The organism is Pseudocitrobacter cyperus (genome assembly GCF_039889165.1).
Lineage (GTDB): Bacteria > Pseudomonadota > Gammaproteobacteria > Enterobacterales > Enterobacteriaceae > Pseudocitrobacter > Pseudocitrobacter cyperus.
The window spans coordinates 588,370-614,049 of record NZ_JAYMYY010000001.1 but is presented as its reverse complement, the minus strand read 5'-3'; the positions used below and the strand labels follow the sequence as shown (position 1 = coordinate 614,049).

At 51.9% G+C, this 25,680-nt stretch carries 23 protein-coding genes and 3 pseudogenes; 18 read left to right on the top strand and 8 right to left on the bottom strand.

The features are described from left to right. Positions 1-39: 39 nt before the first annotated feature. The 6 genes and pseudogenes from VSR74_RS03030 to VSR74_RS03005 form a co-directional block, all read left to right on the top strand. Positions 40-441: pseudogene (locus VSR74_RS03030) on the top strand (RHS repeat-associated core domain-containing protein); the annotation flags it as partial. Positions 442-580: 139 nt separating this feature from the next. Then, positions 581-1,048: an Imm42 family immunity protein gene (locus VSR74_RS03025; RefSeq protein ID WP_347793331.1), complete on the top strand. Its 468-nt coding sequence runs from the start codon at positions 581-583 to the stop codon at positions 1,046-1,048. Between the two features lie 151 nt (positions 1,049-1,199). Further along, a pseudogene (locus VSR74_RS03020) lies at positions 1,200-1,607 on the top strand (RHS repeat-associated core domain-containing protein); the annotation flags it as partial. A gap of 2 nt (positions 1,608-1,609) precedes the next feature. Beyond that, positions 1,610-1,888, top strand: a complete 279-nt coding sequence (locus VSR74_RS03015; RefSeq protein ID WP_347793330.1) for a hypothetical protein — start codon at positions 1,610-1,612, stop codon at positions 1,886-1,888. Between the two features lie 168 nt (positions 1,889-2,056). After that, positions 2,057-2,293 (top strand): RHS repeat domain-containing protein, encoded by a 237-nt coding sequence (locus VSR74_RS03010; protein WP_347793329.1) that lies wholly within the window; start codon positions 2,057-2,059, stop codon positions 2,291-2,293. A gap of 205 nt (positions 2,294-2,498) precedes the next feature. Continuing rightward, positions 2,499-3,110: a hypothetical protein gene (locus VSR74_RS03005; protein ID WP_347793328.1), complete on the top strand. Its 612-nt coding sequence runs from the start codon at positions 2,499-2,501 to the stop codon at positions 3,108-3,110. Positions 3,111-3,287: 177 nt separating this feature from the next. On the opposite strand, the pseudogene VSR74_RS23225 reads toward VSR74_RS03005, so the two are convergent. After that, positions 3,288-3,470 (bottom strand): annotated as a pseudogene (locus tag VSR74_RS23225) (transcriptional regulator); the annotation flags it as partial. A 368-nt stretch (positions 3,471-3,838) separates the two neighbouring features. On the opposite strand from VSR74_RS23225, the gene VSR74_RS02995 reads away from it, so the two are divergent. Beyond that, entirely contained in the window at positions 3,839-4,354 is a 516-nt protein-coding gene (locus tag VSR74_RS02995) for a DUF805 domain-containing protein (protein ID WP_347793326.1), read from the top strand. A gap of 43 nt (positions 4,355-4,397) precedes the next feature. Here VSR74_RS02995 and VSR74_RS02990 read toward each other — a convergent pair whose 3' ends face one another. Next, positions 4,398-5,717, bottom strand: a complete 1,320-nt coding sequence (locus tag VSR74_RS02990) for an MFS transporter (RefSeq protein ID WP_347793325.1) — start codon at positions 5,715-5,717, stop codon at positions 4,398-4,400. A gap of 396 nt (positions 5,718-6,113) precedes the next feature. Here VSR74_RS02990 and VSR74_RS02985 point away from each other — a divergent pair, with 396 nt between their 5' ends. Next, entirely contained in the window at positions 6,114-6,914 is an 801-nt protein-coding gene (locus VSR74_RS02985; protein ID WP_347793324.1) for a YdcF family protein, read from the top strand. Positions 6,915-6,957: 43 nt separating this feature from the next. Here the strand turns inward: VSR74_RS02985 and gap are convergent, their stop codons facing one another. Then, positions 6,958-7,959 carry a type I glyceraldehyde-3-phosphate dehydrogenase gene (gap, locus tag VSR74_RS02980; RefSeq protein ID WP_347793323.1) on the bottom strand — a complete coding sequence of 334 codons (1,002 nt, stop codon included), beginning with the start codon at positions 7,957-7,959 and terminating at the stop codon, positions 6,958-6,960. 200 nt (positions 7,960-8,159) lie between these two features. On the opposite strand from gap, the gene cybB reads away from it, so the two are divergent. From cybB to VSR74_RS02955, 5 genes are all read left to right on the top strand, one after another. Continuing rightward, positions 8,160-8,690 (top strand): cytochrome b561, encoded by a 531-nt coding sequence (gene cybB / locus VSR74_RS02975; RefSeq protein ID WP_347793322.1) that lies wholly within the window; start codon positions 8,160-8,162, stop codon positions 8,688-8,690. Positions 8,691-8,768: 78 nt separating this feature from the next. Further along, positions 8,769-9,407: a leucine efflux protein LeuE gene (gene leuE / locus VSR74_RS02970; protein ID WP_347793321.1), complete on the top strand. Its 639-nt coding sequence runs from the start codon at positions 8,769-8,771 to the stop codon at positions 9,405-9,407. Between the two features lie 173 nt (positions 9,408-9,580). Beyond that, complete coding sequence (locus tag VSR74_RS02965) at positions 9,581-9,856, top strand: metal/formaldehyde-sensitive transcriptional repressor (RefSeq protein WP_347793320.1); 276 nt, start codon at positions 9,581-9,583, stop codon at positions 9,854-9,856. 24 nt (positions 9,857-9,880) lie between these two features. Beyond that, the gene (locus VSR74_RS02960; protein ID WP_347793319.1) at positions 9,881-10,999 is read left to right on the top strand and encodes an S-(hydroxymethyl)glutathione dehydrogenase/class III alcohol dehydrogenase; all 1,119 of its coding nucleotides are present in this window, start codon (positions 9,881-9,883) and stop codon (positions 10,997-10,999) included. Between the two features lie 152 nt (positions 11,000-11,151). Further along, complete coding sequence (locus VSR74_RS02955; RefSeq protein ID WP_347793318.1) at positions 11,152-12,828, top strand: methyl-accepting chemotaxis protein; 1,677 nt, start codon at positions 11,152-11,154, stop codon at positions 12,826-12,828. A 37-nt stretch (positions 12,829-12,865) separates the two neighbouring features. On the opposite strand, the gene VSR74_RS02950 is transcribed toward VSR74_RS02955, so the two are convergent. From VSR74_RS02950 to pcaH, 4 genes are all read right to left on the bottom strand, one after another. Further along, a complete protein-coding gene (locus VSR74_RS02950; protein WP_347793317.1) occupies positions 12,866-15,238 on the bottom strand; it encodes a glucose/quinate/shikimate family membrane-bound PQQ-dependent dehydrogenase in 2,373 nt (790 codons plus the stop codon). A 293-nt stretch (positions 15,239-15,531) separates the two neighbouring features. Further along, positions 15,532-16,455, bottom strand: coding sequence for a LysR substrate-binding domain-containing protein (locus tag VSR74_RS02945; protein WP_347793316.1), 924 nt, complete (start codon positions 16,453-16,455; stop codon positions 15,532-15,534). Between the two features lie 177 nt (positions 16,456-16,632). Continuing rightward, complete coding sequence (pcaG, locus tag VSR74_RS02940; RefSeq protein WP_347793315.1) at positions 16,633-17,253, bottom strand: protocatechuate 3,4-dioxygenase subunit alpha; 621 nt, start codon at positions 17,251-17,253, stop codon at positions 16,633-16,635. Continuing rightward, complete coding sequence (pcaH, locus tag VSR74_RS02935; protein ID WP_347793314.1) at positions 17,250-17,990, bottom strand: protocatechuate 3,4-dioxygenase subunit beta; 741 nt, start codon at positions 17,988-17,990, stop codon at positions 17,250-17,252. Before pcaH ends, pcaG begins: the two co-directional genes overlap by 4 nt. A 218-nt stretch (positions 17,991-18,208) precedes the next feature. Here pcaH and hglS point away from each other — a divergent pair, with 218 nt between their 5' ends. The 4 genes from hglS (at position 18,209) to rimL (ending at position 23,595) form a co-directional block, all read left to right on the top strand. Further along, positions 18,209-19,552: a 2-oxoadipate dioxygenase/decarboxylase HglS gene (gene hglS, locus VSR74_RS02930; RefSeq protein ID WP_347793313.1), complete on the top strand. Its 1,344-nt coding sequence runs from the start codon at positions 18,209-18,211 to the stop codon at positions 19,550-19,552. A gap of 40 nt (positions 19,553-19,592) precedes the next feature. After that, on the top strand, positions 19,593-21,104 hold the full coding sequence (locus tag VSR74_RS02925; protein ID WP_347793312.1) for a carboxylesterase/lipase family protein: 1,512 nt from the start codon (positions 19,593-19,595) through the stop codon (positions 21,102-21,104). Between the two features lie 227 nt (positions 21,105-21,331). After that, positions 21,332-22,987: a glucan biosynthesis protein D gene (locus tag VSR74_RS02920; RefSeq protein WP_347793311.1), complete on the top strand. Its 1,656-nt coding sequence runs from the start codon at positions 21,332-21,334 to the stop codon at positions 22,985-22,987. A gap of 56 nt (positions 22,988-23,043) precedes the next feature. Beyond that, positions 23,044-23,595, top strand: coding sequence for a 50S ribosomal protein L7/L12-serine acetyltransferase (gene rimL, locus VSR74_RS02915; protein ID WP_347793310.1), 552 nt, complete (start codon positions 23,044-23,046; stop codon positions 23,593-23,595). Here rimL and ydcK read toward each other — a convergent pair. After that, the gene (gene ydcK / locus VSR74_RS02910) at positions 23,587-24,567 is read right to left on the bottom strand and encodes a YdcK family protein (protein WP_347793309.1); all 981 of its coding nucleotides are present in this window, start codon (positions 24,565-24,567) and stop codon (positions 23,587-23,589) included. The genes rimL and ydcK overlap by 9 nt on opposite strands. A 112-nt stretch (positions 24,568-24,679) precedes the next feature. Between ydcK and tehA the strand changes: the two genes are divergently transcribed. Beyond that, positions 24,680-25,678, top strand: a complete 999-nt coding sequence (gene tehA, locus VSR74_RS02905; protein ID WP_347793308.1) for a dicarboxylate transporter/tellurite-resistance protein TehA — start codon at positions 24,680-24,682, stop codon at positions 25,676-25,678. Positions 25,679-25,680 lie beyond the last annotated feature (2 nt).

Sequence of the window (25,680 nt, the reverse complement as noted above, 5' to 3'; positions counted from 1 at the left end):
GCCGATGAAAGTGGCGGTTGCCGGTTCCGGAAACAGGACGGTATACCGGAAGAGAACCTGCGGTTTGCCGGACAGTACCTGGACAGGGAAACTGGGCTTCACTACAATACCTTCAGGTACTATGCGCCTGATATGGGGCGGTTTTTAACGCCTGACCCGATAGGTCTGCTTGGTGGATTAAACTTATACCAATATGCGCCTAATCCGTTAAGTTGGATCGACCCTCTAGGGTTAACCAAAGAATATAAATCAGAATCTCCCTATCATGGTCGCAAGCCAACATATGATCCTGCGACACATCATGATCCTTCTTCGCCTGATTTCAGAGGCGGTGGTAGTAAAACAACTCCATTACCTCCAGATGCAGAGGACGTTTATCGAAGAGCTGTACCTGCTGATTCCACTGGCAAAAAATGGTATGAGCAGAACAGTGAGGGGTAGTTTTATCGTTATCAGGGCCAAAATGGTGAGGTTCACTGGAATGGTAGAGAGAAATCCAGTAGAGGGTTAGATGTTCCTACATGGATACGCAAGAGATTTAACCAAATGGCTGCTAAAATTAAACGGTCAGGAGGTAAATGTGGATAATTTAATCATAGGTGATAAAGCGCTTTTTGCCATTCGATTAGAAACGGATAAGCAGTTTGCTAGTGTGTCTATATTTTGTGATTACGATGAGATTGGCAATAATGACGAGTATACTCTATTGAATACTTTTCTCGCTTTACTGGAGGATAAAATAAGTAATTATGAATATTCTTTAGCTGATAAGATTGTTAATTTTGATAAAGATGCTATTTTTTCATATATTGTTGATGGATATAGAAATTCAGAAAACTGGAAAGATTCGCAATACTTTAGCTCTGTTTGGATTACTTTAGATTTAACACCGTGTTTTGATGGGGAAGTTTTTATTTTATTATCCACTGATGAATATGATAGAGTTATCTGGAAGAAATTTAACTCGGAAACTATCAGGGAAACACATCTTCCTTCTGGGTATGTTTTAGGAAAAATTAAATTATTGCTTAATAGATTGTCATCTTAATTAAAAGCTGGGAATAGTCTTAAATCATTCCCAGCCCATAAATGAGTCTACTAAAATTTTCCCATATGTTATGTACTATGATGTTGTGATTTTTCCGAACTACATACAAAATTAACGGTATGATTGGCAAGATAGGTGGATTGCGTATCCTGACCCGATAGGGCTGGCGGGGGGCATAAACTTATATGCTTATGGGCCTAATCCGTTAAGCTGGATCGATCCGCTGGGATTGAAACCTTGTGCTCCTACTCGCACTAAACATGTGCCCAATCGTCATATTAGGCGGCATAATAATATTGGGAATAGTAAATTCTCTCTGAAAGAAAGAATTAAATTGCGAAGTAAAAGTAAGTATAGAAAACCAAGTCAATATAGGAAGTTAGAAGATCGTACAATGAGAGATCCCAGCAGAGTTTTACATCAACCTGACGGGAGGATTAGATATGAGCGAGTTTATGATCGTGTTATTGGGACTAGAGGCGAGAAAGGTCATGTCACTATTTATGATCCAGCCAAAGGTAAAGTGATTACATCATATCCTGCGAATTTAGAGGATTGATTATGCTTGATTTTTCTTATTTATCAGATAGTGATGGGAGTAAGCCATCTTTGATTTTGCATGACAAAACAATTAGGAAATTAGAAAATCCTTTTTTTTCTTTGAAAGAAAAAACAGGGGTTTATATAGATCCGTATGGTAAAACAAGAATTTACCCAGACCACCAAAAAATATTAATTAATTATTTGGTAAACATTAAAGATATAGATGTAATAAACTTCATTAATTTTCTTATTAAATCCAGCAGCGAAAATGAAATTATAATTGCTGATGGGGATTAAAATACAAAAATCCGGGGAAAGACTTTAAATCTTCCCGGTTTTTTTATTATTTACTCTCGTTCAGTACACTAACTATCCCGTCCTTAATTCCCTTAACCACCTGTTTAACCTGATAAAGTTTCCGCACAGTTCTGGTACTTCGTTACCCGGACAAACTGGAATTTACGTATGACGGTTAAGGTCACTCATTACCGCTACGATAAGGCTTACCGGCTGGCGGAAGAAACGGATGCCGGGGGGGAGAGTACACAGTATGAGTACAGCCCGGCAGGGCGTCCGGTAAAAATGTTGCGCGCAGATAACTGGGTGGCAAGCCTTAGCTGGAGCCGGAAAGGGCAGCCGGAAAGCTACCGGATGGGGTACAGCAACCCGGTTCGCTGGCAGTACGACATAATGGTCGCCTGAGCGTGGTGACAGACCCGATGGGGCATACGGTACGGCGGGAATACGACGAAAGGGATCGGCTGACATACCTGTATACCCAATGGAAAAATCAGTGGTTTGAACATCCTGATGGTCATCCTGATGCCGGTCAGCCAGGAATACCTGAACATCATTCGGGCGGTCATATACATGCAATAGAGCCTAAGGGTAATGAGGTCATTTTTACATGGTGATTAACGCAAATGAAAAATTGATTAAGTTTCCCATCTCAGAATGGATGCTTAAAGCAAGCGGTTTTACAAAAGAATTACCATCATCAACTTATTGTGTTTGCTATCAATATGATATCGATGGTAATGGTTTTGGCCCATATGGATTTTCTACTATAGCATCTGATAAATTATTGTCTTTTTTATTTTCTAATATTGTATTTTTTGATAAGAATAAAAATAAACTAGATCTTTGTTCAAAGCTTGATAAGCGAGGAGTTTATTTTTATGGGAATAAGATTGGGGAAATTGACAAGAAAATAAATGAATATAATAAATTAATGTTAAAAAATAAATTAAAAATTAGCAGAGGTTTACCTGAAGAGGCTCACACTGAAAAACCGTTGTTATTTGAACTCTATAGTGACAACAAAATAAAAGTGGGTGTGGTAAACGAAATCATAAATAATAAATTTGATTTTTTATTTAATTTTGTCTTTACACCAATGGCAGGGCAGACTTTAATTTTATTTAGTGATGAAATATGGAGTAAAGCGATAGAATATTGTAAGGGTAATAACATTGATACACAAGAAGTTGGTTCAATAGATAATCTAAATGCATGGTGATCACTAATGAATTTATAATAATATCCACAAGCCAGCAACCGATCAGCCAATCATAAAATAGCGCTGGTCGAGAATATTCTTACGAAACACCAAAAGCAGGTGGCGGTACTCCTGTTAGTTGCTTGTGGTGAGCGGTGGTTAAGGGTTGCCGCCCTTAGCTACCGCGTTAAATATCAGTCAGTTACGTGCCTGCACAATCAGGGCGCTTAACATCCTCGAAATCATCTTCTGCTTTGCCTTCGGCAAACTGTCGATCTCTTCAATAAGTTGCTGCCACTTCGGGGTCGGACCGCGTTTACGGACGATCTTCTCCGGCTCTTCGCCCGGCAAATTCTCCAGAAAAACGCAGATTAATCTGGACCTGGGCGATGAGCATTATGTTCTGGCGGAGTTTGAGCGCGACCGCCTGCACCGTGAAACGCAGCGAAGCCAGGGGAGGTTGTTGCGTGAAACGAGGTATGACGCGACGGGCAGGATAATGGCGCGCATCACGGATACGGGGCGGGAAGTGTTCCGCTATGATGCGGCGTCGAACAGGACGGAAGAACTGAGCCCTCCGGTGCTGCATAACCAGGTGACAGCCGCCGGGGTGTACAGATAGTTTGTCTCTGCTAGCAGTATTTCTTCTGTGTAGAAAAGTAAGATGGTGAGCCCTGGCGATGTTAGGGCATATTGGAATATATTCGTTCTTTTTGCAAATAAATTAATATGGAAATGGATGGCGGGAAATGAATTACTCTTTTGCAGAATGCTATTGGCAAGGATGGAAAAAGACTTTTGATTATAAAACTCGTTCCAATCGGAGTGAGTTTTTTCTATTCGTTTTGATTAATATACTAATCGTTGTATTTATTGCTTTGGTAAGTTATTACACTCTGGTCTGGGGTGTGTCTGATCATACCAGTCGGGGTGGGTTGATATTTGCATGGTCTTACTACGTATATTATCCTTTACGTAAGTATGCCACATTGATCCTGATTTTCCCTTTTATTTCGTTAGGGGTTAGGAGAATGCATGATAGTGGCCGCTCTGGTTGGTGGTTTGGCATACCAATACTTTTTGAACTTATCGTGCTTCCGATAGCATTTTCGAAGATCTTTACCTTTCTGATATCTCGCGAAGTCGACTATGCGTTTATGTATGCTCTTGGATATATTAAGATGGCAATGGATGTAATTATTATATTATTCATCCTCTGGCTATGCATGAAACCCTCAACCCAACAAAATCGGTCGCTAACATAGCGAACCACAATGCCCCTCTATTACAAATAGAGGGGCAAACAATTTACATTCCCGACGTCTGCGCATTCACCGCATCAATTCGACGGCTACGGCTGGCAAAGAAGATGGCAATCAGCGAGATAGTCACTGTTACGCCCAGGTACCACGCTACCGGAACCCAGTCGCCGTTATATTTTGCCAGTAACCCTGTTGCGATAAGAGGAGCGGTTCCGCCCGCTAATGCTGCACCAATCTGATAGCCGAGTGTGATGCCCGTATAGCGAACATTGGCGCTGAAAATTTCCGAACATAATGTACCCAGTACGGCGGTAATCGGCGCCCAGATAATGCCGAACATCACGACGGTGGCCAGCATAATGGCCCAGGTTGTTCCTGTGTCCAGCAGCATAAACCATGGCACGATAAATAGTCCCAGCAGGATGACGCTTACCGCATACATTCTTTTGCGGCCAACTTTATCTGACAGCAGACCCATCAGTGGGATCATCACCGTGGCCACCAGTGCGCCAAGGGTGACGGCTTCAAGCACCTGGGATTTCTGGTAGGTCAGGGTGGTCGTGGCATAACTCACCACGAAGGTGGAGAAGATATAAAACGGTGCCGTCTCAACCACTTTCAGGCCTGCCGCAATCAGCACTTCACGCCAGTGCTGTGTCAGCGTATCGCGCAGCGGCGCTTTGGCGACCTGACCAGACTGCTTCACCTTTTTAAATTCTGGTGTCTCATCGATATCCTTACGGATCCATAATCCCAACAGCACCAAAACGGCACTCATCAAAAATGGGATGCGCCAGCCCCAGGAGAGAAATGCCTCTTCGCTAAACAGGGTCATCAGTGAGACGATAAAGGTCGCCATCAGCATGCCGATGGTGACGCCCGCTTGTGGGATACTGCCGAAGAACCCTTTACGTTTTTCCGGGGCATATTCATAAGCCAGCAGCAATGCGCCGCCCCATTCGCCGCCAATTCCCATTCCCTGAATAATGCGCATCAGGATCAGCAAAATCGGCGCCCAGATACCAATCTGGTCGTAGGTCGGCAGCAGCCCAATCATCACGGTTGCACCGCCCATCAGCGACAGGGTTAATACCAGCGTTTTTTTACGACCTATGCGGTCGCCAATGTGGGCGAAGATGACACCGCCAATAGGGCGGATAAAAAAGGTTAGCGAGAAAGAGAGGTAGGAGAGAATCAGGCCAATAACCGGGTCGACCATTGGGAAGAATATTTTGTTAAACACCAGTGCGGCGGCGGTGCCGTACAAAAAATAATCAAACCATTCAATGGAACTACCGGTCAAACTGGCAATCAGTACCCGTTTGTTTTTTTTCAGGATCGTACTGCTGCTTTCTTGCGTCGTCATGAAGGAAAACTCCCGCCACATTAAGTTAGAATCAGGTGCCACCTGATGCCCCAAAGGTGCAACCTGGAATGTGTTAAAAAGGTTGCTTGTTTGTTAAGCAAGTTAGGGGCAGGGACTATTTTTGGCAAGGGAGAGGGGAGTATTTTTGCGCTAAACGCCCTTAATTTGTCAGACTAATAATCCGCAAACGTGGTTATTTTTGGTTTAATGAATTACGTATGCAATTTTCACCAGTGATTTATTCAGGTGCAACCGCGTTATTTTTAGATGTTTCTGGTTATTTCTTGAGTGTTACATAATAGCAGGGGCGCAAAATTGCTGCTTTCGGAGAGATCCACTGTCACCGAGCTTCAGACGCGTTACCCTGTGCTATCAGAACCACAGAGAGGGAGGATTATGCTGACAACATTGCCACAATTACCCGATAGCACGCTGTCCGCGGCTAATCTGCTTGGCGGCTGGCTCGCCCAAAACGATTTTGCCTCCCGCCCTCAGCCTGATGAGTATGAACTGGTGGTGCTGGCGGGCAACGCTGTGATCCCCACCATTGATGCTGCCTGTCAGTTGGCTGCGGACGAGGGGAAGAGGCTGCTAATTAGCGGCGGCATTGGTCATTCGACCACGTTTCTTTATGCCGCTATTGCCCGGCATCCACGCTATAACACGATTCGTACCACCGGATTATCAGAAGCGGCAATCCTCGCTGAGATTGCGCATCAGTTCTGGAAACTCCCGCGTGAGAAGATTCTGGTAGAAGATGTATCGACAAACTGCGGTGAGAATGCCCGTTTTGCCCGGCGCATGATAGATACGCGGGGGATAGCCGTAAATAGCGGCGTGGTTGTGCAGGATCCAACCATGCAGCGCCGTACCATGGCGACGTTCAAACATGTCTGGCAGGATGTGGCTATTGCACCGCACTGGCGTAGTTATCCAGGATGTCAGCCTGAACTGTTTAATAGCGATAATGGTGTGGCGTTCAAAGGGGATGCTACCGGGCTGTGGCCGGTGGAACGTTATCTCTCTTTAATTCTCGGCGAGCTGCCGCGGTTACGCGATGATGCAGGGGGGTATGGGCCAAAAGGGAAAAACTTTATTGCCCATGTGGATATACCTCTGGCGGTTGAACAGGCCTGGCTGCAATTAACCGAAGATGACACGCTACGTCATATGTCGGCCATTCGTGCGTTGCGCTAAATGGCCGTGATGATGGCCCGGACACGCGAGTCCGGGCATTTTTTTACAGTTTGGCGTATTTTTCCAGTACACGAATCAACTGGGTGACGAAACCATATTCGTTATCGTACCAGGCGACGGTTTTTACCAGTTGCAGGTCGCCCGCCTCAGTGACTTCCGTTTGGGTGGCATCGAATACGGAACCAAAGTGGGTACCGATAATATCGGTTGAGACGATATCATCGTTGGTATAACCAAACGACTCATTGTTTTCTGTCGCTTTTTTCAGCGCTGCATTAACCTCATCAACGGACACTTTTTTGCCCAGAATCGAAACCAGTTCCGTAACTGAACCTGTTTTGGTCGGTACGCGCTGGGCATGACCTTTCAGTTTGCCCACCAGCGCCGGAATGACCAGGCCTATCGCTTTCGCGGCACCGGTGGTGTGCGGAATGATGTTCTCCGCTGCCGCACGAGAGGCGCGTAAGTCTTTCCCACGAGGGCCGTCGACCAGCGCCTGAGTGCCGGTATAGGCGTGGATAGTGGTCATGGTGCCGACTTTAATTTCGAACGCGTCATTAAGCGCTTTGGCCATTGGCGCCAGGCAGTTGGTGGTACAGGAGGCAACCGAAATAATGGTGTCACTGGCGTTCAGGGTGTCGTCGTTCACGTTATAGACCAGCGTTTTGATGTCGCCGGCCGGAGCGGAAATGAGCACTTTTTTCGCGCCCGCATCGATGTGCGCCTGCGATTTTTCTGCTGAGGTGTAGAAGCCCGTACACTCCACGATAATCTCTGCACCTTCCGATTTCCACGGAATGTTCTTCGCATCTTTCTCTGCAAAAACCTTGATGGTTTTACCGTCAACAATCAGCGCGTTGTCGTTAAAATCGACGCTCCACGGGAACGGCCCGTAGTTGGAATCGTACTTCAGCAAATAGGCCAGTACTTTTGGCGACGTGAGGTCGTTAATCGCAACCACTTCATTGCTGCTTGAGGTTTCCAGCAGACGACGCAGTACCAGTCGACCAATACGCCCAAATCCGTTAATGCCAATTTTACTCATGGTGTTCTCCGTCTGTTTGAGAGGATAGGTGTTTTTTACTTTACCAGGCATAGTCCAGCATCTGCTGATGGGCAACCCATTTTCGCACTTAACGCATTAAAGAGATGAATGTGATCAAGGTAACAATAGAAAAGTTAATGAATTTTTAAGGGAAAAGGGCTATTTTGCTTTTTTGTTAATTACTTATCAGGGAGATCGCGATGCGCGAAAAATATTCGGGCCTGCAAATAGGCATTCACTGGCTGGTCTTTTTATTGGTTATCATCGCCTACTGCGCTATGGAATTTCGCGGCTTCTTTCCCCGCAGTGCGCGCCCGGTCATTAACATGATTCACGTCTCCTGTGGTATCTCGATTCTGCTGCTGATGGTGGCGCGTCTGCTGATTCGCCTGAAGCGTCCGGCCCCGCCAATTGTGCCCAAACCGAAACCGATGATGACCGGTTTTGCGCATTTGGGGCATCTGGCGATTTATCTGCTGTTCATTGCACTGCCGATTATCGGCCTGGTGATGATGTATAACCGGGGGAACCCGTGGTATGCCTTTGGGCTGACCATGCCGTATGCCGCGGAGTCTAACTTCGATATCGTCGATACGATGAAGGAGTATCACAGTCTGCTGGCGAATATCGGCTACTGGCTGATTGGTCTGCATGCTCTGGCGGCGCTGGCTCACCACTATGTGTGGAAAGACAACACGCTGCTGCGCATGATGCCGCGCAAACGTGGTTAATCTGAATAGTCCTTTATTGGCCTTCTGGCGTGCGTTACCATACCGCCACGATGGTAAATATTGGGTAAGGAAGAGCAGGTGTTCGCAGATTTTGGCGTACTAAATTACTGGACGTATGTGGTCGGGGCGATATTTATCATTCTTGTACCCGGGCCAAATACCCTCTTTGTACTGAAAACGGGCGTGACGCACGGCATTCGTGGCGGCTACATGGCGGCGCTGGCGGTGTTCATTGGCGATGCCGTGCTGATGTTTCTCTCCTACGCGGGCGTGGCGACGCTTATCAAGACCACGCCCGTTCTGTTTAATCTGGTGCGTTACCTTGGGGCGATTTACTTGCTCTATCTCGGCGGCAAAATGCTCTACAGTACGCTGAAGCGTAAAGCTGGGGAGCAGGAAGGGCACGTCGAGCCCGGTCATGCTATTTTTAAACGTGCGCTGACGCTGAGCTTAACCAACCCGAAAGCGATTCTGTTTTACGTCTCGTTCTTTGTGCAGTTTATCGACGTGAAGTCCGCCACACCGGGGCTGGCATTCTTTATTCTGGCGCTGACGCTTGAGCTGGTGAGCTTCACCTATCTGAGCTTCCTGATTGTTTCCGGCTCTCTGGTGACGCGCTATGTGAAAACCCGTAAAAAAATGGCGAAAATCGGCAACAGCCTTATCGGCCTTGTATTTGTCGGTTTTGCGGCGCGTCTGGCGACGTTACAGTCCTGAATCTCTTTTGCCGGATGCGCGCATGCGTTATCCGGCACTCCTCCGGCTCAACACGACATTTTTTCAACGCTGTTCAGCCGAAATGCTGAATCTCCATAATTCATTTACCTGCTGATTGTTTTCATTCTTATCATATCAATGATAGTATACCCCCCTATACCAAAGGAGGGCGCATGCCGCATTCACCTGAAGATAAAAAACGGGCCTTAACCCGGGTTCGACGCATTAAAGGGCAGGTAGATGCCCTCGAACGTGCGCTGGAGTCGGGCGAACCATGCCTGACTATCCTGCAACAGATTGCCTCTATTCGCGGCGCCGCCAATGGCCTGATGGGCGAACTGGTCGAAATGCACCTCAAAGACGAACTGGTCAGCGGCGAAACGACGCCCGATCAGCGCGCCGTGCGCATGGCTGAAGTCGGTCATCTGCTACGATCCTATTTAAAATAAATCATCAGAAAGGAAGAGACCGCTATGAAATCACGTGCCGCAGTGGCGTTTGGCCCGGGTCAACCGCTGAAAATTGTTGAAATCGATGTCGCGCCGCCGAAGAAAGGCGAGGTGTTAGTAAAAATCACCCATACCGGGGTGTGCCATACGGATGCGTTTACGCTCTCTGGCGACGATCCGGAAGGCGTGTTCCCGGCGGTGTTGGGTCATGAAGGCGGCGGTATTGTCGTTGAAGTCGGCGAAGGCGTCACCAGCCTGAAACCTGGCGATCACGTTATTCCGCTCTATACGGCAGAGTGTGGCGAGTGTAAGTTCTGCAAATCCGGTAAAACGAACCTCTGCCAGGCCGTTCGCGCCACGCAGGGCAAGGGGCTGATGCCGGATGGTACAACCCGTTTCTCTTATAACGGCGAACCCATTTATCACTACATGGGAACCAGCACCTTCAGCGAATATACCGTATGTGCCGAGATCTCACTGGCGAAAGTGAATCCGCAGGCGCCTCTCGATAAGGTTTGTCTGCTGGGTTGTGGCGTCACCACCGGTATTGGCGCGGTTCACAACACAGCGAAAGTCAAAGAGGGTGATACGGTCGCGGTCTTTGGCCTCGGCGGTATTGGGCTGGCGGTGATTCAGGGCGCTGTGCAGGCGAAAGCCGGGCGCATTCTGGCCGTTGATACCAACCCGGAAAAATTTAAGCTGGCCCGGGAAATGGGGGCGACTGATTTTGTTAACCCGAAAGATTACGACAAACCGGTGCAGGACGTGATTGTCGAAATGACCGATGGCGGCGTGGATTTCAGTTTCGAATGCATTGGTAATGTTGACGTTATGCGTTCCGCGCTGGAATGCTGCCATAAAGGTTGGGGCGAAAGCGTGATTATCGGCGTTGCGGGCGCGGGGCAGGAGATCAAAACCCGTCCGTTCCAGTTGGTGACGGGTCGCGTATGGCGTGGTTCCGCTTTTGGCGGCGTGAAAGGCCGTACTCAGTTGCCGGGGATGGTGGAAGAAGCGATGGCGGGTAAAATCCAGCTTGATCCGTTTATTACTCACCGCCTGCCGCTGGAGCAGATCAACGAAGCGTTTGACCTGATGCACGAAGGCAAATCTATCCGCACGGTTATTCATTTCGGCGAAGAATAATAGTCATGACCTCTCCCCTGCGGGAGAGGTCGTTTTTTACCCAAAACTGTGACTCACCTTCCGTTTTTCATCATAATGAAATCTACTGGCTGGCCGATGTCTTTCTTACGGACGAATTTGTACGTCGTTTATCAAAAAGAGAGCCGCCAGGTATGGACAACATCACATCGCAGCACCCACCGACAAAACTCAGCTTCCTGCACCATATCCGTTTAGTTCCGCTTTTTTCTGCCATTCTTGGCGGCATTATCCTGCTGTTTGCCCTGAGTTCCGGGCTGGCGGGGTATTTTTTGATGCAGGCTGAACGGGATCAAAAAGACATCACTGAAGAGTTGCATGTGCGAATGGGCCTGTCGAACAGTGCCAACCATCTGCGTACCGCGCGCATTGAGATGATCCACGCCGGAGCCGCCAGCCGAATCGCGGAAATGGATGAGATGAAACGCAACATTGCCATGGCGGAGTCGCGTATCCAGCAATCCCAGGCCGCTTTTTCCGAGTACCGTGAACGTCGGGTGAAGACGGCGGCGGATGAGGCGCTGGATAAAGCGCTTATAACACGTTACACCGCTTACATTGACGGCCTGAAGCCGATGCTGAAATATGCCAAAAACGGCATGTTTGAAGCGATCATTAATCACGAAAATGAGCAAGCGAAGCCGCTGGATGATAACTACAACGCCGTTCTGCTGAAGGTGATTCAGATTCGTACTGATCGAGCGGATCATCTGACAAAACTGTCGCACGATCGCACCCGTTTGGGGTTACTGTTTATGGCGGCGGCATTTGGTCTGGCGCTGATCCTGACCCTAATGACCTTTGTGGTGTTGCGCCGTATTGTCATTACGCCGCTACAGCGAGCTGGCCAACGCATTGCGCAAATCGCCAGCGGCGATCTGACGCCCGCAGATGAGCGTACCGGGCGCAGCGAAATCGGCAAACTCAGTCATAACCTGCAAAAAATGCAGCATGCGCTGGTGCAGACGGTCGGCACGGTGCGCCTCGGTGCTGAAGCCATCTACCGCGGCACCAGCGAAATTTCCGTAGGCAATACCGATCTCTCCTCACGAACTGAGCAGCAGGCCGCCGCCATCGAGCAAACGGCAGCCAGTATGGAGCAGTTGACCGCGACGGTGAAACAGAACGCAGATAACGCGCATCATGCCAGCAAGCTGGCGGAGGACGCGTCGGGTAAAGCCATGCGTGGTGGGCAACTGGTGACGGGAGTGGTGGCCACGATGGGCAGTATTTCCACCAGTTCGAAGAAGATCTCTGAAATTACGGCTGTGATAAACAGCATTGCCTTCCAGACCAATATTCTGGCGCTGAACGCCGCAGTTGAAGCGGCGCGTGCCGGTGAACAGGGGCGCGGTTTTGCGGTGGTGGCCAGTGAAGTTCGAACTCTCGCCAGCCGCAGCGCGCAGGCTGCGAAGGAAATTGAAGGGCTGATTTCTGAGTCGGTGACGTTAGTTGAGCGCGGTTCCGAAGAGGTAATGAATGCCGGGGCAACAATGACCGATATTGTGGATGCGGTGAAGCGCGTAACCGATATCATGCTGGAAATTGCGGCCGCGTCGGATGAGCAGAGCCGGGGGATTACACAGGTCAGCCAGGCAATTACCGAAATGGACAATGTGACTCAGCAGAACGCCTCGCTGGTGGAAGAAGCCTCGGCGGCCGCGGCGTCGCTCGAAGAGCAGGCGGCGCGGTTAACCGAAGCGGTCGGGGTATTTCGGCTGCAAACGCATGAAGAAATAAAGAAGGAGAGCGTTCCGGCTCTGCCGCCCACCTTAGCGGTTGCCGGGGGAGAGAGCTGGGAACGCTTTTAAGCGGTGGGGCCGGGTGATGCTTGCCCGGCCCTGATGGTTATTTCTGCGCGTCCGGCAGCGCGTAGGCGATGATGTAATCACCGCGATCCGGTGACTGGCGGGCTCCGCCTGCGTTGATGATGATGTACTGCTTCCCGGTTTTCGGTGAGACATAGGTCATCGGGCCAGACTGACTGCCGACCGGCAGACGGTCTTTCCAGATCTCTTTCCCGGTCGCGGTATCAAAGGCGCGCAGATAGAAATCCTGTGTGCCGGCAAAGAACAGCAGGCCGGATTGGGTGGTCATGGATGCGCCCAGGGTTGGCATCCCAATCGGGATAGGCATATGCATACGGATCCCCAACGGGCCGGTATCTTCTACCGTTCCAACCGGTACCTGCCAGACAATTTGTCCGGATTTAAGATCTACCGCCGTCATGGTGCCGAATGGCGGTTTCTGGCACGGAATACCCAGCGGTGACAGGAAACGCTCACGCATTGCCCCATAAGGTGTACCTTCCATCGGCACGATACCCATTTCGATCCCGCTGGCGTCTTTAGCGACCTTCTCGCGTGGAACCATATAGTTCGCCAGCCCCAAACGCATGTCGTTAACGAACATCAGATTATTGTTGGGGTCAACAGAAACGCTGCCCCAGTTCATGCCGCCGAGCGAGCCCGGATACTGCAGTGAACGGTCTTCGCCCGGTGGCGTAAAGATCCCCTGATGGCGCATCTCTTTGAACTGAATGCGGCACAGCAGCAGGTCGACAGGTGTGGCACCCCACATATCCGACTCTTTCAGCGTTTCGTTGCCAATCATTGGCATACCAACAGAGTACGGCTGGGTCGGGGAATAACGTTCACCTTTCACATTACCTGCCGGAACCGGACGCTCTTCCACTTTCGCGACGGGTTTACCGGTTTCGCGATTAAGCATGAAGATCATCCCTTGTTTACTGGTCTGAACCAGCACCGGCGTGGTGCCGCCTTTACCATCCGGCAAATCGGTCAGGAGCGGCTGGGAAGGGAGGTCGAAGTCCCACAGGTCATGGTGTGTGGTCTGATAGTGCCAACGGACTTTACCGGTCGTCGCATCAACCGCCACGATGGAAGAACTGTATTTATCGTCCAGCGCAGTACGCTCACCGGCCCAGAAGTCTGGCGTGGCGTTCCCGGTTGGCAGATACACCAGGTTCAGTTTGGCATCGTAAGACATTGCCGACCAGACGTTCGGCGTCCCTCGCGTGTAGGTCTGGCCTTCCGGCGGCAGCCCGGTGATATTCGGGTTGCCCGGATCCCACGCCCAGGCGAGTTTCCCGGTGTGCACATCATATGCGCGCACCACGCCCGGAGGCTCGCCGGTGGAGAAGTTATCGGCCACACGACCGCCAATCACCACGACATTTCCGGCCACCAGCGGCGTTGAGGTTTGCTGGTAATAACCCGGTTTGATTTCTCCCATACCGAGGCTTAGATCCACCACACCATTGTCACCAAAATCGGCGCAGGGTTTGCCGTCATCAGCGTTAATCGCAATCAGGCGCGCGTCGGTGGTCGGCAGGAACAGGCGACGCGGGCAGGCCGCTGGCGTACTGTTGCTGACAGGCGTCGCCTGTGCCTCTTCGTAATATCCTAAGCCACGGCAGCGCTGCCAGTTTGGCGCCGTTGCTTTTGAGTCATAACGCCACTTCTCTTTGCCGCTGTCGACATCGAGCGCCAGTACTTTGCTATAGGGCGTACAGACATACAGGGTATCGCCAACCTGCAGCGGGGTGTTCTGATCTTCAGCACCGGAACCATTGCTGACAGGAATGTCGCCGGTATGGGCGACCCATGCCACCTGCAGTTTATTGACGTTTTGTTTGTTGATTTGGTCGAGTGCGGCAAAGCGATCGCCGTGGGGAGTATTTCCCCAGTGAGTCCAGTTTTTCTGCTGCTCGCCCGCGCTGACCGCTTTAACCGGGACATCTTCTTTCGCGCTCACCAGAGTATGGGTTTTAAACATCCCGCCGACACTCGCCAGCAATACCACGGCAATGACGGCGGCGAGCCCAAATGCCGGGCCTTTTTTGGCCTGCGCAGAAATTGACAGGTATGGCCATACGATAGCGCTGAGGCACGCCAGCACGCCAAAGGTGAACAGGCGCGAGAAGAGTGGCCAGAAGTCCCAACCGGCATCGCTGATAGACCAGATAATCGCGACGATAAACGCCAGCGCATAAAGCGCTATCCCACTACGACGGTTGCGGGAGATGAGCGCCGCAGCGACGATCATCGCTATCCCCATCAGGGCGAAGAACCAGGTTCCTCCCACGGTGGCGAGTTTTATTCCCAGCGCGCCAACCGCCAGACCAATGATAAACATCAGCCCGGCGAGAAGCCATTTAAGAACCCGGGGGAGTCCTTTGAGTGCAATGCCCGTTGCCATACTGTTCTCCTGATGACAGCCAAACCCAAATGCGTGTACCAAATGAATCACACATAGAGGGGGTTTTGTTTTATATGAAAGGGTTTTCGTTGTTATCAATGTTCATACGGTAATTATATTGATTGCGTATGAACCATTTGGTTAATTTATGGCTATCATAGATCTGTTAAATCACATTGCGCAATTGTTAATAAAAAATTTCGCATTAATTGATCTTCGGTGACGAAAAAGCAGGCGAGAAAAGGGGAAATGTCACCCTCGCCCTCAAACAGAGAAGCGAGGTGAGCGGGGGATTAGACAGGCATTGATTTGCGAATCGATGCCAGTAGTGTCTGCGCGCCGGAAGAAAGAGGGGTGTCTACCCGGGTTAACACGCCAATGGGTTCCCCCTGGCCCTGAGTCGCGATAGGCAGTGCGGTCAGCGAACCGTGCCGCAAGTCATCTCTTACCGCGCCTGAAGGGACAAACCAGACGTAGTTATAATCTACGGTAAGCTGTCTTGAGAGTGAGGCTGAAAGCGTTTCAATGCAGCCGGTGGGCATTTTACACCCCTGGCTCTGAAGCAGGGTCTCCGCATTTTGCCGGGGCACGGTACCTTTTGGCGATACGACAACCGGCCACTCCATCACGCGGCTTAAAGTAATGTTTTCATGCAGCAGAGGGTGGTCAGGACGCACTACCAGCTTGAGTGATTCGAGAAACAGCAGCTCATATGTCAGCCCGGTCATCAGTTCCGGGTCAGACATCCGCCCAATTCCAAAATCAATATCACCCGACTTCAGCGCCGCCAGCAGCATGGTGTTATTCATGGTGGCGACCTGTAGCGTGACGTCCTTTTGCTGTTGATGAAACTGACCCAGTACCATGGGGAGGATCCCCAGCGCCGCCGTCGGCAAAGCCCCAATGCGAACCACATCGTGGAGGTTGCCCTCTTTGCGAGCCAGGGCCTGGCCCGCGGTATTGAGCGCATCAAGCACTTTTACCGCGTGCGTCAGAAACTGCTCGCCCACGAGGGTCAGTTGCGCCCCAAGGCGGCCGCGTTCGAACAGACGCGTGCCGGTCAGTTGCTCCAGTTCGTTGAGCGTTTTGGATAAGGCTGGCTGGCTGAGATTAAGGGTTTCAGCCGCACGCCCCAAAGTTCCTTGTTGGGCGACGGCAACGAAAGTGTGCAGATGGCGCAGACGAATGCGCTGACTAAAGAGAGCATTTTTTTCCATATGCGATGTTAAGAACAGTTGTACAGAGGTGACAAGTAATACTATTTAAAATTGATAACCTGATAGCAAATTATTATTAACATTTGATCTATTTGAGTTACAAGTTCTTTTTGTGACGCTGAACGTGAGTCAGCGGATAATCGGCCCGGTGAGCAGAGCGCTACCGGGCGCAGTGGGTTAAAGATCGAAAAAGACCGTTTCCTTATCACCCTGAAGCGTGATATCAAAACGGTACACCGTCTCATTACCCCGCATCTCTTTTTGGCCTATAAGTGTCTGGCGACGGACTTCCCATTCGATCAGGTTTAACACCGGGTCAGCCTGGTTCGCGGCCTGTTCATCGGAGAAATACATTCGCGTATTCAGGCCGATATTAATGCCGCGCGCAGCAATCCACAGGTTGACGTGCGGGGCCATAATACGCCCGTCACGGCCAACAACCGGCCCTGGTTTGATGGTTTCAAAACGCCAGATCCCGCTGTCAAAGTCCGAGCAGGCCCGGCCCCAGCCGCGGAAATCCGCATCCAGCGCTTTGCCTTCCTGCTGATCCGCCGGGTGGTTATAGCGTCCACTGGCGTTGGCCTGCCAGATCTCAAGCAGCACATCGCGAACCGGGGTGCCTGAACCATCCAGTACACGACCTTCAATGGTGATCCGCTCACCCTCGGTGTGGCTGTTTACCAGCACCGGGCCGAAATTCTTCTCAAAAATATGAAAACCCGCAGCGTCGGGCGCCAGGCCAATATGGACATAGGGCCCGGCGGTTTGTGAGGCAGTTTCAGGTAAATAGTCTTTCATCGTGCAGCCCCCTGAGTGCGGTTTTCAAACAGCGTCGCGCGCTGGCCGCGCAGTACGAGATCAAAACGGTACGCCAGGCAATCCAGTGGAATGGCGGCATGCGTATCCAGTTCGGCAATGAGTGTGCGAATGGCATCCTCGTTGTTGATCGTTTTTATGATAGGGCATTGCTTAATCAGCGGATCGCCTTCGAAGTACATCTGAGTCACCAGGCGTTGGGCAAAAGCATCGCCGGAGAGCGAAAAGTGGATATGCGAAGGACGCCAGTCACTCGCCTGGTTACGCCATGGATACGGGCCTGGTTTGATGGTGCGGAAAAAGTAGTAACCGTTCTCATCGGTCAGTACGCGACCACAGCCGCCAAAATTAGGGTCGATAGGCGCCAGATACTGATCTTTCTTGTGGCGATAACGCCCACCGGCGTTTGCCTGCCACACTTCGACCAGCGTGTTCTTCATTGGGCGGCCAAAGCCGTCGCGGACGTAGCCGTGAACGATAATGCGCTCGCCAATCGGTAAGCCATCTTTGGCGTAATTCAGAATAAGGTCGTTGTCCTGCGGGCCGAGATCGTCGCCTGAAAAGACCGGCCCGGTGATTTCAGACAACGAGTTTTGCAGGGAAATAAGGGCGTTACGCGGTGAACGCAGTACGCTGGTTTTATACCCCGGCGCGAAGGCGGGCGGGTGACTATTATAGTCGCGATGGATAACTTCTTGCGGTGACCATTTATTGCTCATAGGGTGGCTCCGTGTAGGGTGTATTTTTTGTCGCCACTGTGAGTGTGTGTAAATTATATGTTAATTTAAAGTGAAATTAAGCGGGATGTTTAATAACGTCTGGTTATGACGCCTCATCAGGCATACAGCGTCACGGGGATCACACTTTCCAAATTCTTGCCACGCAGGCTCACGGACTTTTCTACACTCCAGAATATATTCACTGGAGACAAGACATCATGGCGCAGAGCATCACGGCAGATGAGATTCGGGAAGATTTTTCACAAGCGATGTCGGCAATGTATCAGCAGGAAGTTCCTCAGTATGGAACGCTGCTGGAGCTGGTCGCGGATGTGAATCTGGCGGTACTGGAAAATAACACGCGCCTGCATGAACAACTGGTTAATGCGGACGAGCTGGCGCGGCTGAACGTCGAGCGTCACGGTGCGATCCGCGTCGGGACGGCAGAAGAGTTGTCTATGCTGCGGCGGATGTTCGCCATCATGGGTATGTATCCGGTCAGTTATTATGATCTGTCGCAGGCGGGTGTACCGGTGCACTCCACGGCGTTTCGCCCGGTGGATGACGCTGCGCTGTCACGCAATCCCTTCCGGGTTTTTACCTCGCTGCTACGGCTGGAACTGATTGACGACCCGGATCTGAGAGCGCGAGCGGCTTCGATTTTACAGCAACGTGATATTTTCACGCCTCGCTGTCGCGCGCTGATCACCCTGCATGAACAAGAGGGGGCGTTTACGGCGGCACAGGCGCAGGAATTTGTGCAGGAAGCGCTGGAGACGTTCCGCTGGCATCAATCGGCTACCGTCGATCGGGAAACGTATCAGGCGCTGCACCAGCAGCATCGGCTGATTGCCGATGTGGTTTGCTTCCCCAGCTGCCATATCAACCACTTAACACCGCGCACGCTCGATATCGACCGCGTTCAGTCGCTAATGTCAGAGTACGGTATCGAACCCAAAGCGGTGATTGAGGGCCCGCCGCGCCGCGAGGTTCCGCTGTTGCTACGCCAGACCAGCTTTAAGGCGCTTGAGGAGCCGGTGAAATTTGTCGGTGATGCTGAGGGAACCCATACCGCGCGTTTTGGTGAAATTGAACAACGCGGGGTGGCGCTAACGCCCAAGGGGCGCGCCCTGTATGACAAATTACTGAATGACGCAGGCGTCGGCAGTGATAACCTGACCCACCAATTGCATTTGCAGACTGTATTCAGCGCTTTCCCGGATAGCGAATTTTTATTACGTCAGCAGGGGCTCGCCTGGTTCCGCTACCGCCTGACGCCCACAGGAGAGGCGCATCGACAGGCATTCCACCCCGGAGATGATCCGCAGCCATTGATTGAACGCGGCTGGGTCATTGCGCAGCCCATCATCTATGAAGATTTTCTGCCCGTCAGCGCCGCCGGGATTTTTCAGTCAAATCTGGGGGCGGGAAATACCGCGCTCAGCCATGGCAATGCCAGCCGCGACGCCTTTGAACAGGCGCTGGGCTGCCCGGTATTGGATGAGTTTGCACTCTATGAACAGGCAGAGATCCGCAGCAAGCGGCGTTGCGGTCTGCTCTGAAACAGGTACTCTTGGGGGATATTGGTAAAGGACGGAATCGATGCATAACCCCTCAACGACGCCGCTGGCGGAAACCCGCCAGGGCACACTATCAGGTCTGGTTGACGAGAATATTCACTTCTGGCGCGGCATTCCCTATGCCGCGCCGCCGATTGGCCCGCTGCGCTGGCGCGCTCCGCAGGCTGTTCAGCCCTGGCCCGGCGTTCGACGGGCTGATACCTTCTCCGCGTCCTGCTGGCAGAACATCGACTTCTGTCGTGAACTGGGCGGAGGCGATCCGGGGCGTTTTTCTGAAGATTGTCTCTACCTCAACGTATGGTCGCCAGCAAAGCGTTCTGCGCCGTTACCGGTGATGGTGTGGTTGCACGGCGGTGGTTATACCATCGGTGCCGGTGGCCTGCCGCCTTACGACGGTAAAGCGCTGGCGCAGCGTGACGTGGTGGTGGTAACGGTTAATTATCGCCTTGGGCACCTGGGTTTTTTCGCCCATCCATCGCTTGAAGGTGAAGAGGGGGAACCGCTCAATAATTTCGCTCTGGCCGATCAAATTGCCGCGCTGCGCTGGGTTCAGGAGAATATTGCGGCGTTTGGCGGTGATGCCGCGAATGTCACCTTGTTCGGGGAGTCGGCGGGGGCGCGTAGCGTTCTGTCGTTGATGACATCGCCAAAAGCGACGGGGTTATTTCAAAAAGCGATTGTGCAAAGCGGCTATACGCTTCCGGATACCCCGCGGGAAAAGGCGCTGGAGAAGGGGGAGCGACTGGCGGCGCATTTTGGCCTGCAAAATGCTACGGCAGAAGAGTTGCGCGCGATCCCGGCGGAGGCGCTCTGGCCGCTCGAAGCGCCGCTCAATATTGGCCCGACGCCGATTGTGGGGGATGCCGTACTGCCGCAGCCGATGCTGGATATCTTCTTTAGCGGGAAACAGCATCCGATGCCGGTGTTGATCGGCTCAAACAGTGATGAAGCCAGCGTGATGGCGGTTTTTGGCGTTGATCTGGCTGGAGAAATTGCAAAACTGCGGCGTACCCGACGGCTGGGGTTAGGGTTGATCCGTCTGCTCTATCCGGGCGTCAGGGGGGATACTGAACTGGGGCGTCAGGTCTGCCGGGATATGGCATTTACTGCGCTGGGTTACGTGGTGATGCAGGCCCAGCAGCGGGTGAATCAACCCTGCTGGCGCTACTGGTTTGATTACGTTGCCGAGGCGGAGCACGACACCTATGCCTTTGGCGCCTGGCATGGGAATGAGGTGCCTTACGTATTCGATACCCTGACGCTGGCGGAGCCTGCACGATTCTACGTCAATGAGCATGACCTGGCATTTTCCGCACAGGTTGCCGATTACTGGGTGAATTTTGCGCGTCACGCCAGCGCCACCTGCACCACGCTCAGCGGGCCGACGCGCTGGCCGGCGTCGGTGCAGGGGCGCGATCGATTACTGCGTATCGGGCTCAATAAGCATGCCGGGTTTAAAGTGGAGAACCGTTTTATGCGGGCGCGACTGGCATTGTTTAAACGGGTGATGAAGCACCATGTGACGCTTGATTAATGAAAACCGGGTTTGGCGTACTCCTCGCAACACGCCATTCCTGGTCTGATTTATACACAAATTTACATGATATTCAGCCTGTTCTCCTCGACAGACTCTTTTTACGTCACTCGGAACAATTTCTTGTGCCAACAATTGGATTATTAATCGATTTTGTCTAGAGTGGTCGGACTTAACGACGTATTCGTTCGCCGCATTCTTCTCATAAAAAGGACGCTTTCTCAGGCATGAACCGCAGACACTTTCTCAAATCATCAATGGCTGTTGCCGCCGTGTGCGGGACATCCGGTGTAGCCTCTCTTTTTTCTCAGGCTGCGTTAGCGCAGGAGTCGGATATCGCGGATGGGCAAACCCGTCGTTTCGATTTCACTGTTTTGCAGTCTATGGCTCACGATCTCTCCCGTCAGCCGTGGGGCGGTGCGCCGCGCGCATTGCCAGAAACGCTGGCGAATATGACGCCGCAGGCCTACAACAGTATCCAGTATGATGCTTCGCAATCCCTGTGGAATAACATTGACGACAGGCAACTGGACATCCAGTTCTTCCACGTCGGCATGGGTTTCCGTCGCCGGGTGCGAATGTTCTCCGTCGATGCGGCGACTCAGCAGGCGCGGGAAGTTCACTTCCGCCCTGAACTGTTCAAATACACCGATACCGGTGTCGATACCAAACAACTGGAAGGGCAGACTGACCTCGGTTTTGCCGGTTTCCGCGCATTTAAATCACCGGAGCTTGCGCGTCGCGATATCGTTTCATTCCTGGGGGCGAGCTACTTCCGCGCGGTAGACAGCACCTATCAGTACGGCCTTTCCGCACGCGGTCTGGCGATAGATACCTACACTGACAGCCTGGAAGAGTTCCCTGATTTCACCTCTTTCTGGTTTGAAACGGTAAAACCGGGAGCGACCATCTTTACGGTCTACGCTCTGCTCGATAGCCCGAGCGTCACCGGCGCATATAAGTTCATTATCAACTGTGCGGAAAGCCAGGTGATTATGGATGTCGAAAACCACATCTACGCGCGGAAAGATGTCAAACAACTGGGTATCGCACCGATGACCAGTATGTTCAGTTGCGGTAACAACGAACGCCGCGTCTGCGATACTATCCATCCGCAAATTCATGACTCCGATCGCCTGGCAATGTGGCTGGGTAACGGTGAGTGGATCTGCCGCCCGCTGAACAACCCGCAGAAGCTGCAATTTAACGCCTATCAGGATAAAAACCCGAAAGGGTTTGGTCTGCTGCAACTCGATCGTGATTTTACTCACTATCAGGATGTCATGGGCTGGTACAACAAGCGCCCGAGCCTTTGGGTTGAACCGCGTAATCAGTGGGGAAAAGGGGCGGTGTCGCTGATGGAGATCCCGACGACCGGAGAGACGCTGGATAACATCGTCTGCTTCTGGCAGCCGGAAAAACCGGTCAAAGCGGGTGATAAACTCAATTTCAGCTATCGTCTCTACTGGAGCGCGATGCCGCCGGTGCGTTCACCGCTGGCTCGCGTGATGGCGACCCGTACCGGGATGGGTAGTTTCCCGGAAGGCTGGGCGCCGGGTGAACATTATCCTGAGAAATGGTCTCGCCGCTTCGCTATCGATTTCATCGGTGGCGATCTGAAAGCGTCTGCACCAAAAGGCATTGAGCCGGTGATCACGCTCTCCAGCGGGGAAGCCAAACAGGTTGAGATCCTCTACGTCGAACCGTTTGACGGCTACCGTATTCTGTTTGACTGGTACCCAACCTCAGACTCTACCGAACCGGTCGATATGCGTATGTTCCTGCGTTGCCAGGGCGACGCCATCAGTGAAACCTGGCTGTACCAGTACTTCCCGCCAGCACCGGATAAACGTCAGTATGTTGACGACCGTGTGATGAAGTAAACCGGAGGGCCGGGTATGCGTACCCGGCCTGATGTTATCTCACCAGAGGAAATCCCGTGTCACAGCAGGAGAGCATTGCAGTCAACGCCAGCGTGCGTTTAGACGCCGTCAATGAGAGCCATATCCCGGCGTTGCACCAGCTCGTCATGAAAAACAGAATGTGGCTTTCCGAATCAATGAACTGGCCACTGCTGGTCAACAGTGAGCAGGATACCCGTCAGTTCGTACTCGGCAACATCATGCTGCACCAGCGCGGCATCGCGAAAATGTTTATGATTTTTCAGGGCGACGAACTGGTTGGTGTGCTGTCGTTCAATCAGATAGAACCCGCCAATAAAACGGGCTATATCGGCTACTGGCTGGATGAAGCGGCGCAGGGACGCGGGATTTTATCCGCATCGTTGCAGGCGTTTATTCATTACTTTGTCGAGTCCGGCGATATTCGGCGGTTTGTGATTAAATGCCGGGTGGATAATGCGCGCAGTAATCAGGTCGCACTGCGTAACGGTTTTGCGCTGGAAGGCTGCCTGAAGCAGGCGGAATTTCTTAATGGTGTCTATTACGACCAGAACATCTACGCGCGTATTATCGACAAATCGTCACAGTGAACCCAAAAGGGGTGTGCGGGTGATCCGCTGTTCGCCACGGATCACCGCCCGCCCGCGCAGATGTATCGCGTCGTCGCCGAATGCCTCAACGATGGCGTCGTCGTCGATTTCCACATGATGTTCGATCACCACATCGCCGCGAATACGCGCGCGTCCATAAATCAGTACGTTGTCGTCGAGCAGAATAGGGCCACCCTCTAGCCGGGCGTGGCCGCCGACCCGCACATGATGCTTCAGCAGGCAATTCCCTTCAATGACCGCGTTCTCTGCAACCTGTGAACTGTAGCGCAGCGTCGGAATCGCATCTTCGCCGCGTCCCGCTATCACTCGCGCATTTCCGTATACTTTCGCGCAGTCGCACACCCAAACGTCATTTTCCTCGTTACCCTCCAGCAGGGCGCATTCGAATACCTCCGCCCGATGTTCGACAAATGCGTAATTCACGATGGCTTCGCCGTAAATTTGCGCCTGATGGATGATGCGTGAGCGGCTTACTGTTGCATGATCATAGATTTGCAGCACGCGATCGTTATCGGGCGTAAGGCCCTGGGCGGCAATCACCTGGCTGTGATGCAAAATGCGCGCATTGCCGAACAGATGGCAGGCGCCACGAATGGTGGAAAACTGAATGGTGACATTGTCACTTATTCGCGCGTGATGGCGCACGGTGCTGTGGTCAATCCATACGTTGCCGCCGATGCGCGCATGATGGCTGACTTCACAGGGTTGAGTTAGCCGGGCGTTGCCTTCAATGCGGGCACCGCCAAATACCACACTGTTTTCATCGTAAATCCAGCAGTCGTCGTTTTGGCTGAGAGCGCTCTCCTCGTCGACCCAGCCGCCAGCGCTGCCGCAGGTGACATCCGCAAAATCACGCAGGGCGATAATCTGCCGCACCACGACACTCTGTTTTACGCCATTTTCAGCAAACTGATGTGTGCGGGTGTGTTCGCTGAGGTGATATTTTTTCATCGGTGATCCCTGCGTTCAGGCACTAAGATAAACGTAGCAAATATTCCCGGTGGCGGGCATTTAAAGATTACTTTAAAATGCACCTTCAAAAATAGTTGATAATATAAACAAAATGAAGAATACGAAGTGTGAGAGCAAAGTGTTGAACCTACCCGCAGGCTACTTTGGTATGGTGCTGGGGACTATCGGGATGGGGTTTGCCTGGCGCTATGCCAGCACAATCTGGCCCGTGAGCCACGCCATTGGCGATGGGCTGGTTATCCTGGCTATCGTCATGTGGGGTCTGCTGGCGCTGGCGTTTATTAGCCGGGCTGTGCGTTTCCCGTACAGCGTGATTGAGGAGATGCGTCATCCTATAGCCAGCAGTTTTGTCAGCCTGTTTCCGGCCACCACGATGCTGGTGTCGATTGGCGTAACGCCATGGGATCGCCCGATTGCGTTGATTCTCTTTTCCATTGGCGTGACGCTGCAACTCGGCTATGCCGCCTGGCAGACCGCCGGGCTGTGGCGCGGTGAGCATCCCGAAAGCGCGACGACGCCGGGGCTCTATTTGCCGACTGTCGCCAACAATTTTATCAGCACCATGGCCTGTGGTGCGCTCGGCTTTCACGACGCAGGGCTGGCATTTCTGGGAGCGGGGGTGATTTCGTGGATAACCCTTGAGCCTGCCATCGTTCAGCGGCTGCGCAGCGGCGGTGAACTGCCGATACCGTTACGCACATCGCTTGGTATTCAACTGGCTCCGGCGCTGGTGGCCTGTAGCGCGTGGTTGAGCGTCAATGGCGGGCAGGCGGATGTTTTCGCCAAAATGCTGTTCGGCTATGGCCTGCTGCAACTGCTGTTCATGCTGCGTCTGATGCCCTGGTATTTGCGTCAGGCGTTTAATGCATCGTTCTGGAGTTTCTCGTTCGGTATTTCTGCGCTGGCGACCACCGCACTGCATCTGGGCCACGCCAGCGGTGAGGGGTTTTATCACACCCTGGCGTTACCGATGTTCATATTTACCAATTTTATTATTGGCCTGTTATTGATACGTACACTGGTTTTGCTGTTTCAGGGAAAACTGCTGGTTCGTGTCGACCGTTCCGTATTAGCGAAAAATAAGGATTGATA

Coding starts and splice junctions, on each gene's coding strand:
- VSR74_RS03015 (WP_347793330.1), top strand. CDS start 1,610: ATGCTTGATTTTTCTTATTTATCAGATAGTGATGGGAGTAAGCCATCT.
- VSR74_RS03010 (WP_347793329.1), top strand. CDS start 2,057: ATGACGGTTAAGGTCACTCATTACCGCTACGATAAGGCTTACCGGCTG.
- VSR74_RS03005 (WP_347793328.1), top strand. CDS start 2,499: ATGGTGATTAACGCAAATGAAAAATTGATTAAGTTTCCCATCTCAGAA.
- VSR74_RS02995 (WP_347793326.1), top strand. CDS start 3,839: ATGAATTACTCTTTTGCAGAATGCTATTGGCAAGGATGGAAAAAGACT.
- VSR74_RS02990 (WP_347793325.1), bottom strand. CDS start 5,717: ATGACGACGCAAGAAAGCAGCAGTACGATCCTGAAAAAAAACAAACGG.
- VSR74_RS02985 (WP_347793324.1), top strand. CDS start 6,114: ATGCTGACAACATTGCCACAATTACCCGATAGCACGCTGTCCGCGGCT.
- gap (WP_347793323.1), bottom strand. CDS start 7,959: ATGAGTAAAATTGGCATTAACGGATTTGGGCGTATTGGTCGACTGGTA.
- cybB (WP_347793322.1), top strand. CDS start 8,160: ATGCGCGAAAAATATTCGGGCCTGCAAATAGGCATTCACTGGCTGGTC.
- VSR74_RS02965 (WP_347793320.1), top strand. CDS start 9,581: ATGCCGCATTCACCTGAAGATAAAAAACGGGCCTTAACCCGGGTTCGA.
- VSR74_RS02960 (WP_347793319.1), top strand. CDS start 9,881: ATGAAATCACGTGCCGCAGTGGCGTTTGGCCCGGGTCAACCGCTGAAA.
- VSR74_RS02955 (WP_347793318.1), top strand. CDS start 11,152: ATGGACAACATCACATCGCAGCACCCACCGACAAAACTCAGCTTCCTG.
- VSR74_RS02950 (WP_347793317.1), bottom strand. CDS start 15,238: ATGGCAACGGGCATTGCACTCAAAGGACTCCCCCGGGTTCTTAAATGG.
- VSR74_RS02945 (WP_347793316.1), bottom strand. CDS start 16,455: ATGGAAAAAAATGCTCTCTTTAGTCAGCGCATTCGTCTGCGCCATCTG.
- pcaG (WP_347793315.1), bottom strand. CDS start 17,253: ATGAAAGACTATTTACCTGAAACTGCCTCACAAACCGCCGGGCCCTAT.
- pcaH (WP_347793314.1), bottom strand. CDS start 17,990: ATGAGCAATAAATGGTCACCGCAAGAAGTTATCCATCGCGACTATAAT.
- hglS (WP_347793313.1), top strand. CDS start 18,209: ATGGCGCAGAGCATCACGGCAGATGAGATTCGGGAAGATTTTTCACAA.
- VSR74_RS02925 (WP_347793312.1), top strand. CDS start 19,593: ATGCATAACCCCTCAACGACGCCGCTGGCGGAAACCCGCCAGGGCACA.
- VSR74_RS02920 (WP_347793311.1), top strand. CDS start 21,332: ATGAACCGCAGACACTTTCTCAAATCATCAATGGCTGTTGCCGCCGTG.
- ydcK (WP_347793309.1), bottom strand. CDS start 24,567: ATGAAAAAATATCACCTCAGCGAACACACCCGCACACATCAGTTTGCT.
- tehA (WP_347793308.1), top strand. CDS start 24,680: ATGAAGAATACGAAGTGTGAGAGCAAAGTGTTGAACCTACCCGCAGGC.